The sequence below is a fragment of the Nannocystis punicea genome, assembly GCF_026965555.1.
GTDB classification, from domain to species: domain Bacteria; phylum Myxococcota_A; class Polyangia; order Nannocystales; family Nannocystaceae; genus Nannocystis; species Nannocystis punicea.
On the sequence record NZ_CP114040.1, the window covers coordinates 1,323,359 to 1,339,441 of the forward strand.

At 72.5% G+C, this 16,083-nt stretch carries 14 protein-coding genes; 4 read left to right on the plus strand and 10 right to left on the minus strand.

Annotation, left to right across the window (positions count from 1 at the left end):
* Nucleotides 1–57 precede the first annotated feature (57 nt).
* Nucleotides 58–474, plus strand: coding sequence for a VOC family protein (locus O0S08_RS05105; RefSeq protein WP_269037860.1), 417 nt, complete (start codon nt 58–60; stop codon nt 472–474).
* A 613-nt stretch (nt 475–1,087) separates the two neighbouring features.
* On the plus strand, nt 1,088–3,145 hold the full coding sequence (locus O0S08_RS05110) for a hypothetical protein (protein ID WP_269037861.1): 2,058 nt from the start codon (nt 1,088–1,090) through the stop codon (nt 3,143–3,145).
* Between the two features lie 193 nt (nt 3,146–3,338).
* Here the strand turns inward: O0S08_RS05110 and O0S08_RS05115 are convergent, their stop codons facing one another.
* The 6 genes from O0S08_RS05115 to O0S08_RS05140 all read right to left on the minus strand — a co-directional run bounded on the left by O0S08_RS05115 (nt 3,339) and on the right by O0S08_RS05140 (nt 8,685).
* The gene (locus O0S08_RS05115; protein ID WP_269037862.1) at nt 3,339–3,770 is read right to left on the minus strand and encodes an acyl-CoA thioesterase; all 432 of its coding nucleotides are present in this window, start codon (nt 3,768–3,770) and stop codon (nt 3,339–3,341) included.
* Nucleotides 3,771–4,097: 327 nt separating this feature from the next.
* Nucleotides 4,098–5,264 (minus strand): M56 family metallopeptidase, encoded by a 1,167-nt coding sequence (locus tag O0S08_RS05120; RefSeq protein WP_269037863.1) that lies wholly within the window; start codon nt 5,262–5,264, stop codon nt 4,098–4,100.
* Nucleotides 5,261–5,647 carry a BlaI/MecI/CopY family transcriptional regulator gene (locus tag O0S08_RS05125; protein ID WP_269037864.1) on the minus strand — a complete coding sequence of 129 codons (387 nt, stop codon included), beginning with the start codon at nt 5,645–5,647 and terminating at the stop codon, nt 5,261–5,263. The genes O0S08_RS05120 and O0S08_RS05125 overlap by 4 nt, the downstream gene beginning before the upstream one ends.
* A gap of 591 nt (nt 5,648–6,238) precedes the next feature.
* On the minus strand, nt 6,239–6,952 hold the full coding sequence (locus O0S08_RS05130) for a hypothetical protein (RefSeq protein WP_269037865.1): 714 nt from the start codon (nt 6,950–6,952) through the stop codon (nt 6,239–6,241).
* Nucleotides 6,949–7,512 (minus strand): RNA polymerase sigma factor, encoded by a 564-nt coding sequence (locus tag O0S08_RS05135; RefSeq protein WP_269037866.1) that lies wholly within the window; start codon nt 7,510–7,512, stop codon nt 6,949–6,951. The genes O0S08_RS05130 and O0S08_RS05135 overlap by 4 nt, the downstream gene beginning before the upstream one ends.
* A gap of 42 nt (nt 7,513–7,554) precedes the next feature.
* Entirely contained in the window at nt 7,555–8,685 is a 1,131-nt protein-coding gene (locus O0S08_RS05140; RefSeq protein WP_269037867.1) for a hypothetical protein, read from the minus strand.
* Between the two features lie 85 nt (nt 8,686–8,770).
* On the opposite strand from O0S08_RS05140, the gene O0S08_RS05145 reads away from it, so the two are divergent.
* Nucleotides 8,771–9,880, plus strand: a complete 1,110-nt coding sequence (locus O0S08_RS05145; RefSeq protein WP_269037868.1) for an SUMF1/EgtB/PvdO family nonheme iron enzyme — start codon at nt 8,771–8,773, stop codon at nt 9,878–9,880.
* A 107-nt stretch (nt 9,881–9,987) separates the two neighbouring features.
* On the opposite strand, the gene O0S08_RS05150 is transcribed toward O0S08_RS05145, so the two are convergent.
* From O0S08_RS05150 to O0S08_RS05160, 3 genes are all read right to left on the minus strand, one after another.
* Nucleotides 9,988–10,974 (minus strand): hypothetical protein, encoded by a 987-nt coding sequence (locus O0S08_RS05150; RefSeq protein WP_269037869.1) that lies wholly within the window; start codon nt 10,972–10,974, stop codon nt 9,988–9,990.
* A 326-nt stretch (nt 10,975–11,300) separates the two neighbouring features.
* Nucleotides 11,301–12,182: a hypothetical protein gene (locus O0S08_RS05155; protein WP_269037870.1), complete on the minus strand. Its 882-nt coding sequence runs from the start codon at nt 12,180–12,182 to the stop codon at nt 11,301–11,303.
* 23 nt (nt 12,183–12,205) lie between these two features.
* Complete coding sequence (locus tag O0S08_RS05160; protein WP_269037871.1) at nt 12,206–13,096, minus strand: hypothetical protein; 891 nt, start codon at nt 13,094–13,096, stop codon at nt 12,206–12,208.
* A gap of 501 nt (nt 13,097–13,597) precedes the next feature.
* Here O0S08_RS05160 and O0S08_RS05165 point away from each other — a divergent pair.
* Nucleotides 13,598–14,251 (plus strand): hypothetical protein, encoded by a 654-nt coding sequence (locus tag O0S08_RS05165; protein ID WP_269037872.1) that lies wholly within the window; start codon nt 13,598–13,600, stop codon nt 14,249–14,251.
* Between the two features lie 25 nt (nt 14,252–14,276).
* On the opposite strand, the gene O0S08_RS05170 is transcribed toward O0S08_RS05165, so the two are convergent.
* On the minus strand, nt 14,277–16,031 hold the full coding sequence (locus tag O0S08_RS05170; protein WP_269037873.1) for a DUF6438 domain-containing protein: 1,755 nt from the start codon (nt 16,029–16,031) through the stop codon (nt 14,277–14,279).
* Nucleotides 16,032–16,083: the final 52 nt, after the last annotated feature.

A 16,083-nucleotide genomic window follows, 5' to 3' on the forward strand; every position in this document is an offset into this window, starting at 1 on the left:
GATGAGTCGAGGAAGCGGCCTCGGTCTGTAGTCCAGAACATTCAAGGAGGAACCACCATGGCAAGCACCCACTCGCGCAAGCTGTTCGTCAACCTGCCCGTCCGCGATCTCAAGCGCACTGTCGACTTCTTCACCAAGCTCGGGTTCACCTTCAACCCGCAGTTCACGGACGAGAAGGCGACCTGCATGATCGTCAGCGAGGAGGCGTTCTTCATGCTGTTGACCGAGGAGCGCTTCAAGGATTTCACGTCGCGGCAGATCTGCGACACCCGCACGCACGTCGAGGGCCTGTTCGCGCTGTCGGCCGGCAGCCGCGAGGAGGTCGACCGCCTGGTGAACACGGCGATCGAAGGCGGGGGATCGGCCATCGGCGAGCCCAAGGACTACGGGTTCATGTACTACCGCGCGTTCCATGACCTCGACGGGCACCACTGGGAGGTGGTGTTCATGGACCCGAGCCACGTGCAGTCGTGAGCGCGGGGCGAGCCGGGCGCGCCGCGGAGCGCCCGGCTCGGTCGTCGTTCGAGAGGGCTCTGTCGGGATGGCGTCGCGGGGCCCGAGGTGCGCCCGGTGCGCCGAATCATTCCTGCCGTCGAGTGAATGCTCGCATTTTCAGGGCAACTCTCGTCGCGCATGATTGGGAGTTCGGGCAGCTCGATATCGTCGGAGACGATCGATTCGCAGGGGCTTCGAGCGACGGGCTGGCGAGGCACTCACGCCATTCGCGTCGCACCGAGGAGTGTTTCTCTTCCGCCGACCGTGCCCGAGCGGAGGCGGAGTGAATACGGGGAGTTCGAAGAACGACGCGAGAAAAGCGGCGGCGCGTGCTCCTGCGGGCGGTGGTGCAGAGGGGAGTTCAGGGCCGCCCCTGGCGGGGCTCATGCTCCTGTCCTAGTATCGAGGGGTGCGCTCCGTTCGGAGGTGCGGCGTCGTCTGGGTCGCGCTCCTCGCGTGTACGCCGGGGCGGACCGCGCCCGTGGCGGTGCCTGGCGCGCGGGAGGGCGGTGGAGCGGCGCCGGCGATCGGGCGCGAGGGGCTGCTCGCGCGTCTCGGCTGTCCGGAGCGAGAGGCGCCGGATTCGGCGCCGATGCACCTTCGCGCCGGCGGATACGGGTTCGCCGGTGGTGGGCCGCGCACGGCGATCGTCGGTCGTGGCGGCACTGCGCTCGTCGACGCTCGCACCGGCGTGCAGAGCTCGTTCCTCGCCGACGTCGGCGCGCTCGGCTGGCTGGACCCGCGCACGCTCCTGGCCCGAGTGTGGCTCCCTGCGGCGAATGAGGTCGCGGTGCCCGGGCTCGCGCGAGGTGGGAGCGGCGAGGTCCTGCCGCGCATGATGCTCGTGAGTGTCGACGTGGTCGACGGCGCCGTGAAGCCGAGCGCGACGGTGCCGTACGCGACCGCGGTCGAGTACCTCGCGGGGGCGCGTGAGGTCCTCGTCGTCCACGGCTCCGAGGAGTTCACCGTCGTCTCGACCACGGGACAGCGTCTGTGGGGTGTGCCGGCCGCCGCAGTCACTCCGCTCTCGGACGAGCGATCGTTCCTCGGGGCCGTGCGAGTGTCCTTCGTGAACGATCCGTCGCGGGCGCGGATCGCCGTGGTCGGCAACCTCGGCTCCGAGGTCCGGTCGAGCGATTCGGGGGAGGTCCTGTCCGCGCATTCGAAGCAGCGGATCCTCGGGTTCTCGACCGAGCCGGCGGGGATCTGGGCGCAGGCCGGCGAGGTGCGGCTGCTCGGCGAGCAGGCGACCGCCGGCGAGGTCCGTCTCGACCTCGGATTCGCGGCGAAGGGCGCGGCGCAGCACGGCGACTACGTGGTGTTCTTCGGGGCCGAGCACGCCGAGCTGTGGTCGATCGCGCCGGCGCTGCGGCTTCATGCCTGGTCTCACCCCGGAGCGTCGATCTCGAGCGCGGCCTGGATCGAGGACGGATGTCGCGTGTTGCTCGCGGCCGACGAGGGCTCCTGGCTGTACGACCCCCGCGCAGGCGGCCTCGTGAAGGCGCTGCCGCGCGCGGATCTGGCGCCCGGAGGGGCGTTTCAGGCGTTCGTGGCGGGAGGCCAGCTCGCAGTGTCGGACGGCCTGAGCCTGACTCTCTGGTCGCCCGGCGCGCCCGGGCCTGCGCGGCGGAGAGATCTTTCAGAGGAACTGGCGGAGGGCGCCGCGAGCGGGCAGTTGTTGGTCGATCCGGCCGGCGACGGGCTGTTGTGGTTGGTCGAGGGCGGCAGCGGCACCGCGATGCACGGCCTGGATGCTTCGCTCGCGGCGGCGAGGGAGCTGGGGACGTTGCCCTGGAGCGGCCCCGGCCGCGAGGTCCGTGTGTCCGCGAGCATGGCCCTGGCCGCCTCGGCCGAGGCGCTGCGGGTCTGGACGCGCGAGGGTCTGCAGCGACGGTTGGACGTGCATTTCTCGGGGCCGCGGCTGGCGGCGGTGAGCCTCGGTCCGCGCTCGGGTGATGTTTATGTGCACAGAGCCGGCAGCTCGGCGATCGAGCAGCTCGGACCGGGGGGTCGCGCACGTCGACGCGTGCGGCTGCCCGAGAGCGCTCGAGGCTGCATCGAGGCGCTCGAGATCTCCGCCGACGAACAGTGGCTCGCGGCGGTCGATTGCTCGGGTGAGGTGAGCGCGGGGACGGTTTCTCGCGCGAGACTCGAGCGGCTCGAGCTTTCGCCGCGGCATCGATTGCGGCCGTACCATCCGTTCCACCAGGGGAGCCGGCTGGCATGGAGTCGGCTCGAGGCCCGGCTCCTCGTCGTCGACGACGGTCGGGACCCGGTGCTCATCGACATGCGCCGGCCCGACCAGGCGACGGTGCTCCGCGATCCGCAGCGGCCCGCAGCCGTCCTCGCATCGGGGCCGGTGCAGGCATCCTTCACTCTGGACGGCGCGCAGGTGCTCGTACGGCGCAGCAGCGGCCTGTTCGAGCTGTGGGAGGGCGGAGGCACCGAGCCGCTGGCCCGTCTGGCGCTGTTCGCCGACGGGAGCTGGGTGGTGTGGCATCGCGACGGGCGGTATCAAGTCTCGGATCTTCCTGGTGCCGCGGCCGCTTCGTTCGCCGCCGGGTCGGGGGTGCGAGATCCATCGCTCGCGGCCACGCTGTTCGCTCCGGCTCCGGCCGGACCTCCGAACCCGGGGGCGGGCGGTCGCTGAGGTCGGTCACGGCCGATGGTCGCGCTCGCGGTTTCTCGCGCGTCGCGTCACGGTCGGAGGCAGGAGCGCCGCGCGGACCTCGGCGGATCGCGGGGCTCCGCGCCGGTGCGGGCATCGAAGCGGACAATGCGGGCCTCGCCCCGGCATGGATGCGATCGAGGTGCTCGCGGACGATCCGGCGGCGCGCGTCGCGTCACGGGTGAAGGGCCAGGAGGGCGGCGCGGACCTCTGCGGGCAGCGGGGCCTTCGCGCCGGCGCTGTAGTCGAAGCTGACGATGCGGCCCTCGCCCTCGGCGGCGACGCGATCGAGGCGCTCGCTGACGATCCGGTAGCGCATGGTGAAGCGATCGTCGCCGATGTCCTCGGCGCGAGCGGCGAGGATGACCGTGTCCGGATAGGTGAGCGGCGCCTTGAACACGCAGGAGGTCGAGGCGAGGATCGGGCCGACGCCGCCGGTGTGGCCGCCCCGGGTCCAGCCGATCTCCTCGAAAAAGGCGATTCGCACCGACTCGAACCAGCGGAAATAGACGACGTTGTTGACGTGCGCGAAGGTGTCCTGGTCGCCCCACGCGACCGGCCAGCGGCGGACGACGGGGAAGTCGGCGAGACGGGCGTCGGCGGTCATCGCCGCGGACGATAACGGAGGCCGGCGCAGCTGCCCAGGGCGCGCGGCGCGAGGGGCCGCCCGGCGAACTCGCGGACGTCGATGCGCTTCGAGCGAGGATGGCGGGGCGTCCACGGCTGGGCCGCGCTCGTCACGGAAGAGTGCGAGTGCAATCGCGCCGCGACGTGCGCACTGGTCGCGTCGCGCTCGACGAAGTTGGGATGATGGCTTTTAGGACATGTTTATGAGGGCATGTCCTGTAGATCACCCAATAACGGCCGCGGCCATTATCCCAAATTCCACACTCTACACAATCACACCGCTGGCGCGCCCCCGGCGCCCTGCCGCTCAGCAACCGTCGGTGTCTGCGGCCGGCTCGGGTTCGGGCTCGGGCGGGGCGATGAACGGGATCGGATAATCGCATTCGGCGTCGCTCGGCGTCGGCGCGGCCTCGTCGGCGGCGGGCTTCGCCTGCGCTTCGGCGGGGAGCTGCCAGGCGTCGCCTTGTTCGGCGGGCGCCGGCGCGGCCAGGGCGGGCACGGCGGGGGCGTCGTCCTCCTCGGTCTCGCAGGCCGCGAGGGCGCCGGCGCCGGCGAGGGCGCCGCACAGGAGGGCGAGGCACAGGCCGCGCGAGCAGGCGGGAATGGGGGCAGTGGGATCGACGAGGCGTTCGATGCGAGACACGAGGGTTCCTCCGGTGGCAGACAGGGCCGGCCGCAGCGACGGTCGAGCGGACGCGGCGAGGCGGGTGAGGGCGTGGACGTAGGGGGCGAGGGCTTCGGGCCGGGCGAGGACGGCGGCGTCGCAGCAGCACTCGCGCTCGTGGCGGATCTGGCGGGCCAGCCAGCGCGCGGCGGGGTGAAAGAACAGCGCGACCTCGACGAGGTTCTGCGCCCAGCCCCAGGCGACGTCGGCGCGACGGACGTGGGCGACCTCGTGGACGAGCAGCCACTCGAGGTCGTCGCCGGGCCAGCTCGCGAGGGCGGCGGCCGGCAGGGCGCACAGCGGGCGCCGCCAGCCGAGCACGGTGGGGACGCCGACGTCCGGCGAGATCGCCAGGTCGATCGGGCCGGTGTACGCGAGCTGACCGCGGGCCCGCGCGAGGCGGGGCTCGGCGGCGGCGGCGGGCAAGAGCCGGGCGCGTCGCCGCAGCCGCGCGAGGCGAGCGGAGGCGACGGCCAGACCGAGCAGGCCCCAGGCGGCCCCGAGGGCCCAGACGAGGCCGATCCACGGGGTGGCGGGCGCGAGCGAATAGGAGGCGGATGCGACGGTGGCGCCGAGGTCGGCGAGCCCGGAGGCGGCCGCCGCGGGCTCGGTGGCGAGGCGCGGGTAGAGGCCGCACAGCAGCGCGGCCGGCGGGACCGCCAGCAAGGCCGCGAGGGCGACCGCGTAGCGCTCACGCGGGCGGGCGGCGCCGAGCCGCCGCAAGGCGATGGCAGCGACCGCGGCCGCGGCGAGGCCGAGCCACGCGGCGTGCAGCACGAGGACCCCGAGGATGGCGAGCGCGGCGGTCATGGGTTGCCCCTTCGCTCGAGCCGCGCCAGGAGCTCGCGCAGCTGCGCCAGCTCGTCGGCGCTGGCCGGCCGCTCCTCGAGCGCGCGCATGACGAGGCGAGAGGTCGAGCCGGCGAAGGCCTTGTCGAGGAGGTCGCGCACGAGCGAACCCTGGGTCTCGGCCTCGGCCTGCGCAGGCGCATAGATGTGGCTGCGCGCCGACTCGTCGCGGATGACGAGCCCCTTGTCGGTCATGATCTGCAGGAGCTTGAGGACGGTGGTGTAGTTGACCGCCCGCTCGGCCTGCAACGCCTCGAAGACGGTGCGCACGGTGGCCGGCCCGGTCGACCACAACACCCGCAAGATCGACAGCTCGGCGTCGGTCGGTCGAGGCGGCGGAGACATCGCTCGAGAAGATGTACGACGGGTTTCGTAGTGTCAACGAAAAGTTTCGTATTTCTTCGGCGCGAAATCGCGCGGCGCCTGTAGGGGCTTTCAAAAGGGGGCTGTGGGCGCGATCGCAGAGGGGGTCGGGACGGTGATGCGCGGCGTGACGCTCGAGGTCCCTCGAGGACGGCGCCGGCGCTCGCGGGGGCCAGGTCGTCGTTGGCTGACCCTAAAGACGGCTCGTGAACGGGTGTCCCGAGATGCCGCCGGCGCTCGCGGGGGCCAGGTCATCGGTGGCTGACTTTAAAGACAGCTCGTGAACAGGGGTCCCGAGATGCCGCCGGCGCTCGCGGGGGCCCAGGTCGCGAGTGGCTGACTTTAAAGACAGCTCGTGAACGAGTGTCCCGAGATGCCGCCGGCGCTCGCGGGGCCAGGTCGTCGTTGGCTGACTTTTAAGACAGCTCGTGAACGGGCGTCCTGAGATGACGCCGGTGCTCGCGGGGCAAGGTCGGCGTGGCTGTCTTTAGAGACAGCTCGTGTCTCGTGACATGCAGTCCGTCGATTACTATGGCTGTCCTCGAGGACATGTTGATCCTCGGCGAGCGGCGATTACAGGCCGCAGGCGCCGCGGACGCGCTCGGCGTGGATCGACGTCGGGTTGGCGGCGAGGAACCGGCGGCCTGCGGCTGGCGCGTTCGCCTGCTCGCCTTCGCAGCGAGCGATCGCCCGCAGGGCGTCGCGGTCCTGTGCGAAGTGGCCCGCGGGATAGAGCTGTGCGTGGCGGCGCAGGGCTGCGAGCCCCTCGCGCAGGTCGCCGCGCTGGATCGCGGCCTGGGCGGTCGCCAGCAGCTGCAATTCGGCGGCGAAAGCGTCCTCGTCGGCAGCGACGGGCGGGCGCGAGGGAGCGGGTCGTCGCGGCGCCGCAAGGGCCGTCTCGGGCGGCGCAGGGGCTGCATCGGGCGGCGGCGACGGTGGGGTCGCGGCCTCGCGGGCGGGCGCCGGCGGGAGCACCAGCGGCAGCGGGAACAGCCGCGGCTCGGGGTCGACCGTCGCGGCGATCGCCGCCGGTTCGGCGACCTCGCGCCCGGCCAGGCCCACGCCGACGGTCGCGAGCACGCCGACGATCAGCGTGGTCAGCGGGACGACGCGCAGCCACGGCGTGCGCGGTGCGGGGGCGGGTGCGGCGGGCTCGGTGACGACATCGTCGGCGGCGAGCGCCGCGGCCAGGCGCGCCCAGCCGCGCTCGCGCGCCCCGTCCGGCGGGACCACGCCGTCGGCCTCGCGGCGAATGATGGCACGCAGCTCGTCGTCGACGGCGGTCACCGGGGCTTCTCCTTCGTACGGGCCAGGTAACGGGCGACGGCCCGCTGCATCGCCTGGCGGGCCAGACGGAGGCGCGAATAGACGGTGGGCAGCTTGAGGTCGAGCGCCGCGGCGATCTCCGGCGCGGTCATGTTCTCGAGCTCGATCATGATGAAGACCGCGCGCTGATCGTCGTCGAGCCCGGCGAGCAATTGGTGCAGGGTCACCGCGGTCTCGTGGCGAGTCTGCGGATCTGCGGGGCTCCGCGGGGCGACGCTGAGCTCGTACCGCCGCAGGTGGTGGACCTCGCGCTGATGGTCGCGGCGCCGCGACTGGGCGACCCGCATGGCGATGGCGAACAACCAGGTGCGCAGGCTCGACCGGCCCTCGAAGTCCGCCAGCCGCCGCGCGACCACGAGGAAGGCGTCGTGGACCGCGTCCTCGACGTCGGCCTCGTCGACGCCCAGCCGCCGCAGCGAACGCCACATGAAGTCGTGGTGCTCGCGGTAGACCTCGGCCAGCCCGTCCGGCGGTCGAGCCGCGGACGCGGGCCTGGGCGCGGCGGCAGGCGGGGCGGTCACGCGCTTGGTTCCTCGGGCGGGGCCGTTTCCATCACGCGAAATTCACGGGAAGCGCAGCTCGATCCCGAGCATGAAGCGCCCCGCGACCGGCGCGGCGCGATGGAGCGTGCCGCGGCCCTCGACCACGAACTCGGGGCGCGTGGCGGGGACGATCAGCTCCGGCGCGAACCACACCGCGAGGCGAGTCGACGGCACCACGGCGAGCGACGGGGCGAGGACGGCGGCGATCCAGCGGGTACGGTCGTCGCCGTCGTTCTGCAGGCGGACGTTGGCGACCCGGACGCCGCCGAACTCGAGGCCCGCGCACAGCGGCAGCTCGACCAGGCGATGCGGATGCACGACGCCGCACAGGCGCGGGCCCACGGTCCACAGCAGGAAGTCGGCGCCGGACTCGGTGCCGGCGATGCGAGCGCGACGCGACGGCCACAGCTCTGCCACCAGCTCGAGGCGCAGGTGGCGAAACACGAGCGCCGCGGCGCCGCCGAGGCCTCCGCCCGCGGCCGGGAGGTCGCCGACGCCGAGGCCGCCGAGCAGTCGCACGGCGCCGCGCGGCTGCCATCGCGTGGGGCGCGGGGCGGGCGGAGGCGTCGCGTTCGCCGGAGGCGGGGGCTCGACCGGCGTGGCAGCAGCAGGCGAGGGCGTCGCGGCCGTCAGGGGCGGGGGCTCGACCGGCGCGGGTGCAGGCGAGGGAGCCGCGTTCGCGGCGGGCGGGGGCTCGGCGGGCGCAGGAGACGGAGGCGCGGTCGCGGGGACGGGCGTGACCGCGGGGTCCGGAGGCGGCGGCTGGAGCAGCGCCAGGGCGTCCGGATCGAGGCGACCGACGGCGGTCGGGTCGACGGTGATGGCGATCAGCACCGCGGCCGCCTGGGTCAGCAGCGCGCAGTCACGGTCGTAGCGCAACGCTCGTTCGCGCATGCCCTCCGCCGTGACGGTGAAGATCCGGAGCGACCGCGTCCCGCCGTCGTCGCGGACCACGGCGACGATCGACAGCGGTCGGGTCCGCGGGGCGTCGAGCGGCGCGCCGAGGATGGCCTCGATCCGGCCGCGCAGGGCCGTCTCGTCGGGACACGCGGCAGGAGCGTCCCAGCGCAGCTCGACGCCCCGGGCGGCGGGCGGAGGGGCTGCGGCGCCGGCGAGTAAATAGAGAGTCGTCGAAAGCAGCGCCCCCAGCACCGCGCGCACTATAGCCGGACCCGATCGTTCCGGCCCGCGCAGATCGTGTGATGGATCGGCGGGCGCCACGGCACCAAGCGGCGCCATGACCCTTTCACACCGCTTTCCAGTTCTACTGTGCTATCTCGCGCTCTCTGCCTGTCAGGCCACGGTCAATCTCGGTCCGCTGAGCGGCACCGACGGTATGGATACGAGCGACAGTTCGACGGCCGACCCGCCCGGGACCACCGGGATGACCGATCTGACGACGGAGGGTCCGTCGAGCTCCGACCCGGGGACGACGACGGGACCGGACCCATCGGGGACCGAGACCTCCGAGACGTCGACCGGCGACCCCGGCGAGACGACCGCGAGCGACACCGGCAGCGCGAGCGAGGGCACGAGCACCACTGACACCACGACCGGCGACACGACCACCGATACCATCACGAGCGGCACCACGGGCGGCGTCGACCCGGGCTGCGGCGATGTGCCGGCCGACATGGCGTGCGTCCCGGCCAACACCTTCGAGATGGGCACCAACCTCGCCATGTTCGGCGGCTGGCAGACCGACCCGACCGAGAAGCCGGCGCATACCGTGACGATCACCAAGTCCTACTGGATCGATCTCACCGAAGTCACGGTCGAGGACTACTCGGTATGCTGGGCGCTGAAGGTCTGCGAGCTGCCGATGCAGGGGCCGAACCTCAACTGGGGCGTCGCGGGCAAGGAGAAGCACCCGGCCAACGGCATCAATTGGTATCAGGCCAAGAAGTACTGCGAATGGAAGGGCAAGCGGCTCCCGACCGAGGCCGAGTGGGAGCTGGCGGCCCGCGGCGACGACGGGCGGATGTATCCGTGGGGCGACGAGCCGCCGACCTGCGACCACGTCGCCTCGAACGACTGCGGGACGACCGGGACGGTGGCGGTCGGGTCGAAGCCGCTCGGCGACTCGCCTTACGGCCTCCACGACATGGGCGGCAACGTGGTCGAGTGGTGCGCCGATTATTACAAGGAGGATTACTACTATCAGTCGCCCGCGGTCGACCCGATGGGGCCCGTCGACGGCACCCGGCGCTCGGCTCGCTCGTTCGGGACCTTCGTCTACGCGCCCGGCCCCGCGTCACGGGCGACCCTGCGCAGCGGGGCGTCGCCGCTGCTCCAGGACATCAATCCGGCGGTGGCGGGCTTCCGCTGCGCTCAGACGGCGCCTTGAGCGAATCATCGCGGGAGATCGAGCTGCAAGGACATGTCTCGAGAGACATGTCCTTGCATGGACTCGAGGTGGCCGATCGGTAGGCGTGACGCGGCGATGCCTCGCGTTCATGCCGCCGCGACCGCTGCGAGCGTCTGCTGCCGCTCGCGTCGCGCCTTGCGCTCGCGCTCCCAGCTCACCGCGTGGCCGGGGCTGGCGGCTTCGCGGCGGGCGAGGTCGGCGGTGAGCTCGGCTTGCTCGCGCGCCCACGCTGCCAGGGCCTCTGCGCCGAGGGCGGCCGCGGCGTTCGCGGCCGAGCCGAAGGCCGCGCTCGCCATCCCGAGCAGGCGCACGAGGCCGCCGCCGAGGTGAAGCCGCGCGGCCACGGGCGCGAGGCCGGCCGGCTCCGCGGGGGGCGGCGCGAACAGGGCAGGCGCCCAGGCGAAGCCCTGCGCGAGGTCGTCCTCCCAGTCGACCACGTCGTCGCGGTATTGCAGGCCGAGCGCCGCGCCGGCGACCACGGCCTCGACCAGCGATTGCTCGGCCGCGGAGAAGCCGGCGGCGGCGGCAGCGGCCAGCGCGGCCGGGAACGCGAAGCCCTGCTTCTTCCACGCGACCGCGAGGTAGCGCTCGAGCGTCGCCGGGGCCCGTCCTGCCGCGGTCGCGCGCTCCTCGGCGACCGACTCGGCGGTCATGCGCCGGGCCCACGCGAAGTCGCGGAGGAACGAGGGCGTGTCGGCGAGCAGGGCGGCCAGCGCCGCGTCGCGGGCGCGCTCCAGCCGCTCGAGGATGGCGCGCTCGCGCAGGCCGACCACGACCTGGCCGTCGTCGATGCGGTCCATGCCGAAGGCGACGATGATGGCGAACAGGTGGGCCGCGCCCGCGACGCTGCGGAGCTCGTCGGACACGCGCGCGCGATCGGCGAGGAGCAGCATCGGCAGGCCGAGCACCGCCGGGTTGTTGAAGACGCGGCTCCACGGCGTGCCGGGGTTCGGCGTGAGGCCGAGTCGATGCGGGAGGTCGTGCGCGACGGCGACGAGGTCTTCGGGCAGCTCGCGGACGAAGCGAGCGTAGGTGCGGTCGATGCCTTCGTGAACGGACGTGCTGGGGCTCATGGCGGTCTCCGGGGAGCGAGCGCGGCGAACCTCGCGTCGTCTCCTCGGCCAGCCCCGTCTTCACTCCCCGTGCCCTGCGGCGGAGCCTCGTGATCTCGCGCGCTTGCAGGCGGGCGCGAGGGGGGCCGGAGGTTTCTGCCGGCTCGGGCCGGCGGTTTCTGCCGGAGACCGCGGCGGCCGTGCGCCGACACGGGGAGCGTGAGAGCTTCGCGGTACCGCGATTGGCCTCCACGGACGAATCGGTGGTGAGTGCAGGAGCTGCCGGCGCGTCGCGCCCGGACGAAGGCGAGAGGGATCATTCGTGAGACATGTCTTTTCGACCATCTCTAGGGCGATGCACAGCTGCCGACGTCCTCGAACCCGGGTGGCGCCTCGCCGTCGCCGTACCACGGCAGACACTCCTGCCCCTGCCCCGGGCACGGTTCGGCCGCCGACGCGTCGCAGAACGGCACGCAGCAGCCGGGCGCCCGCGCCTCGCACTCGACCGCGGCCTCCGGCTCGCCGCAATGCAGCCCCGCCTGGCACTCGTTGAGGTACTGGCACGGAGCGAACAAATCGCCCTCCTCACCGCCGTCGAGGACACACATGAATTCGCTCGGGTTGCCCGGCCGGGGGATGCACACGTCGTTGTAGGGGCAGTCCTGCAGCAGCGGATTGCACATCGGCCCGCAGATCGTGAACGCGGGGTCGTCCGTCGGCACGCACGTCTCCGCGGGGTCGACACAGTCGGGCGCGTCGGGGCTGCCGCTGCACAGACCCACGCACTCGCTCACGTCGTCGATGCTCGAGCACAGGAGCCCCACGTCGCAGCTGTCCTCGCCGCTCGCCGCCGGGCCGAACACCTCGCACGGCTGGTGGAGCCCGTCGGGCTCGGGCACCACGTCGACGCACTTCAGGCTGTCCGGCGCGTCGTCGCCGTAGGCCGAGTACTGCGTGCACTTCTGTCCCGGCGGACAGTCCTGCCCCCACGGGTCGCATGGATGGCCAGGGGCGCCGCCGTCCAGCGGCATGATGAACGGCGAGCTCGTCGCGCTCCCGGTGTCCGCCGCCGTCGAGTCGACCCCGGCGGTCGTCGGCTCGACTCCTGCCGTCGTGGTCGAGCTCCCCATGGCCTCGCCGCCGCTCGCCCCGCCGTCGGTCTCGCCCGGCTGCCCCGGCGTACAGGCGGCGAGGACGAGCGGGAGCAGGCGAGTGAGCGCCCTGTCCATTCGAACATGTCCATCAGGCCATCTCATTGCGGGACCTCGCACACTCCGACGTGCTCGAACCCCGGCAGCGCCGTCCCCGGCTCGGACCACGGGACGCACTCCTGCCCCTGCCCCGGGCACGCGTTCGCCAGGGAGGTGTCGCAGAACGGCGCGCAGCAGCCGACGACCCGCGGATCGCACTCGTCCGCCAGCTCGGGCGCCAGACAGTAGAGGCCCGGGTCGCACGCGTTGGTGTACTCGCACGGGTCGAACACCTGCCCCTCGTCCCCGCTGGCGTCGAGGACGCACGTGAATTCGTCCGGAGCCACCGGGTTGGGGATGCAGACATCGTCGGGGGCGCAGTCCTGCAGCAGCGGATGACACACCGGCTGGCACAGCGTGACGACCCCGTCACCGGTGATCACGCAGCTCGCCAGCGGGTCGGCGCAGTCCGGCGCCTCGGGGCTGCCGGTGCAGAAGCCGATGCACCGGCCCACCCCGTCGACCACGCCCCAGCAGATCATCCCGACCTCGCAGCTGTCCTCGCCGCTGACGGCCGAGCCGAACACCTCGCACGGCTCGTAAAGGCCGTCGGGCTCCGGCACGACATCGACGCACTTGTGGCTCTCCGGCCAGTTGTCGCCGTCGCCCGACCAGGCGTTACACTTCTGTCCCTCGGGACAGTCCTGCATCCACGGATCGCAGCGCCCCGGGCCGCCCGCGTCCGGCGGCGCGATGAACACCGAGCCGCTCTCGCCGTCGCCGCCGGAGGTCGTACTCGCGGTCGGCTCGTCGACCGAGCCGCTCGACGTCGAGGACACTTCGATGGTGCTGCTCGCCGTCGCCGCGTCGCTCTCGCCTCCTCCGAGATCGTTCGGCTCGCCGCACCCGCCGAGCCACGCGAGCGCCAGCAGGCAGGCTGATCGTCCGGACATGTCCCGAAGAACCTGCATGAAAGAGCAGAACCTCTGGCCCGCGGGCTGCACGGTTGAAAACTAACATACATCATGTTTCTTCACGGTGGCGGTCGTCAATATTAGAAAACATGGGTTAGTTTTGACGGATCGTCGCGCAAAGTCGCGCCTCCGAAGACCGCGACACTCACGACCTGTCTATTCGGGCATGTTCGGAATGCGCCGCCCTCGGGCTCAAGTGGGGAGGTATCGAGGACCTCGAGGATGCGCATGCGTCCGCCGCACTTGCGGCGACGGTGCGTCACCTTCGCGCGTCGTCCCCGTCCGGCTGCACGCTCGGATGACAACGGCGGAATCGCGGCGGTGGATGTCCCGGCAGCTGTTGATTGCGACGGTTGCGGCGGACGCGGCGTCACGGTCGCTGCCGGCGCCGTCCGGGTCGCTGGCGTCTGCGAGCGCTCCACGCGAGCCGGGGCGAGAGCGCCTGGACGCGCGCGCCGGGCCGCGTCACAAGACGCGACGATGCTTCGAATCGCGGCCGCCGGTCTCGTCTTTACAATCGCCTGCCTGAGCGGCGGGTGCCCGCAGCCCGATTCGCCGGGGGCGACCAGCGGCGTCGGCGAGCCCGTCGTGGCCGAGTCCGCCTGCGAGTGCGTCGAGCCCGAGGCGTTCGCGGAGGAGTCGGCCAGCTGCTTCGACCAGCGCCCCTGTGACCTCGTCGAGCGCGCCTGCCTCGCCGGCGACGAGCAGGGCGACGCCGTCTGCGGCGAATGGGGCGAGTTCCACGTCAGCGAGGCGGCGCTGAACTGCGCCCTCGAGCAGATGATCGCGGGCAGCCCCGGGCTCATCTTCTACGAGGACACGGCGCCGCGGGACGACGGCGACGCCCTGGAGTTCCCCCACGAATTCGCCTGGGGCGGATTCATCCAGGTGATGCAGTCGCGGACCGCTCTCGGCCGCGACTGGACCTCGATCTCGAACCTCGACGGCGAATCGAAGGAGGAGTCGGCGGCGGAGGTCCACGATCTGAAGGCCAGGGCCTACTTCGAGGGCTGCAAGGCCGAGCCCGATCTGTCGCGGCGCTTCGACTGCCTGATCGCCTGGCGAGCGGGAGACGCCCGTCTGACCTGCGACGCGCCGAGCGTGGTCCATTACGAGATGAGCAGTGGCCTCTGACGCGTCGGCTGCGGCGCGACGACGATCAATTCATGGTGGTCCAGCGATCGGTGTCCAGCAGGGCGGAGATCCGGTAGGCCAGCGAGAACATCGCCGCGTGGGCCGGGGCAGTCGGGCACAGCCGCTCGCTGTCGTACTCGACGGTCCGGCCGTCCCGCCGCACGCGGACGGCGAAGGTCTCGTCGTCGAACACGCGGACGCCGCACGGGCCGCGCTTGCCGGGCTCGGTGGCCTCGAATCGCGCGAGCGCAGCGAGGATCAGCTTGACGCGATCGAGGGCGACCCGGTCCGAGGCGGGGCCCTTCTCGCGGACGTGGCGCTCGCCGCGGTAGTCGAGGCCGCCGTCGGCGCGGACGGTGATCGTGAAGACGGGGCAGTTGCCGAAGCAGCCGCGGCGGTCGAGGCGGAGCTCGAAGTCGGCGGCGATCGTGCGCGCCGCGTCCTCGGGGCCGAGGACGGTGCTGTAGATCTCGCTGGCGCGGCGCCAGTGACGGGTGACGAAGCGGGCGAGGTAGGGTGATTCGACCAGGGCCCGCCAGCCGCGCTCGCCGGGCGTGTTCATCGAGACGTCGAGGCGACGCAACGACGCGAGCTGCGGCGCCGTGGCGAGGGCGACGATCCCGTCGGGGCCGATCCGGTTGCCGCCGACGCCGAGCGTATGAAGGCGGCGCCATTCAGTGCGGCCGGCGATCGCTCGCGCGCCGGCGTCGCCGATCCGGTTGCCGTCGAGCGCGAGCGTCTCGGGGTCGGTGAGGCGCGCGAGGATGGCGGTCGCGGCCTGCTCGCCGAGATCGCAGCGCGAAAGGTCGAGGTAACGCAGGCGGGCCAGATGAGGGGCGTTGGCGAGGGCGTGGCCGCCTTCGGGTCCGAGGTCGTTGTGGGACAGATCGAGCCGCTCGAGGGATGCGAGGTGCGTCGCGCCGGCGAGGGCCGCGGGGCCGCGCGGGCCGATATGCGTGCCTCGCAGCGACAGCTCGCGCAGGCCGGACCATTGCTTCGCCCCGACGATCGCGGCGAGGCCGGCGTCGCCGATCCGGTCGCCGGCGAGGCGCAGGACGGCGAGCCGCGGCAGACCGCCGGCGCGCGCGAACGCGGGGAAAGTGTCGGCGTTGACGCCGATGGCCCCTCCGAGGTCGAGGACCTCGAGGCCGGCGAGCGCGGGGTTGCGGCCGAGCTGGCGCAGGGCGGCCGGGGTGAAGATGTTGCGCGACAGGTCGAGCTCGCGCAGGCCGGTCCACGCGGGCGTGTCGGCGAGGGCGGCGCTGACGGCGGTGGTGTCGAAGCTGTGGTGGAGGCGGAGGATCTCGAGGCCGCGGAGGTGCGGGCTGCGAGCGAGGGCGGCGATGCCGGCGGCTTGCGGCTTGCTGTCGGTCAGGTCGAGCTCGACGAGCCGGGCCAGCAGCGGACGCTCGGCGAGGATCGCGGCCTCGCGCGGGCCGATCCACCCGCGCAGGACGAGGCGGCGCAGCGCGGGCAGCTGGAGGCGGTCGAGGTGGAGGAGCAGCTCCGGCGGACCCGCAGGACGGCAGGGTGAGCTCGAGCGTGTGGACGCGCGCGAGCTGGGGCGAGCCGGCGAGGAGGGCGAAGAACTCGTCGGTGCGCTCGCAGATGTCGGAGAAGCTGAGCGGGTGGATCCGCAGGATCGTGACCTCGGCGAGCGCGCCGCGGTCGAGGAGGTTGCGCGCCTCGGCGACGCTGTCGAGGTGGACCGAGCGGACCAGCGGCCAGCCGATCGGCGCCCGGCCTGCTGCCCACCACTCCTTGGAGTCGCGTGGTTCACGGCGCAGCTGGTCGGGCCAGGTGTCGGCGGCCGCGAGGCCGCGGCGCAGCAG

What these genes read in the sequence shown, in the direction of transcription:
- O0S08_RS05105 (WP_269037860.1), top strand. Translation starts at nt 58, where the DNA reads ATGGCAAGCACCCACTCGCGCAAGCTGTTCGTCAACCTGCCCGTCCGC.
- O0S08_RS05110 (WP_269037861.1), top strand. Translation starts at nt 1,088, where the DNA reads ATGCACCTTCGCGCCGGCGGATACGGGTTCGCCGGTGGTGGGCCGCGC.
- O0S08_RS05115 (WP_269037862.1), bottom strand. Translation starts at nt 3,770, where the DNA reads ATGACCGCCGACGCCCGTCTCGCCGACTTCCCCGTCGTCCGCCGCTGG.
- O0S08_RS05120 (WP_269037863.1), bottom strand. Translation starts at nt 5,264, where the DNA reads ATGACCGCCGCGCTCGCCATCCTCGGGGTCCTCGTGCTGCACGCCGCG.
- O0S08_RS05125 (WP_269037864.1), bottom strand. Translation starts at nt 5,647, where the DNA reads ATGTCTCCGCCGCCTCGACCGACCGACGCCGAGCTGTCGATCTTGCGG.
- O0S08_RS05145 (WP_269037868.1), top strand. Translation starts at nt 8,771, where the DNA reads ATGACCCTTTCACACCGCTTTCCAGTTCTACTGTGCTATCTCGCGCTC.
- O0S08_RS05150 (WP_269037869.1), bottom strand. Translation starts at nt 10,974, where the DNA reads ATGAGCCCCAGCACGTCCGTTCACGAAGGCATCGACCGCACCTACGCT.
- O0S08_RS05155 (WP_269037870.1), bottom strand. Translation starts at nt 12,182, where the DNA reads ATGGACAGGGCGCTCACTCGCCTGCTCCCGCTCGTCCTCGCCGCCTGT.
- O0S08_RS05160 (WP_269037871.1), bottom strand. Translation starts at nt 13,096, where the DNA reads ATGTCCGGACGATCAGCCTGCCTGCTGGCGCTCGCGTGGCTCGGCGGG.
- O0S08_RS05165 (WP_269037872.1), top strand. Translation starts at nt 13,598, where the DNA reads ATGCTTCGAATCGCGGCCGCCGGTCTCGTCTTTACAATCGCCTGCCTG.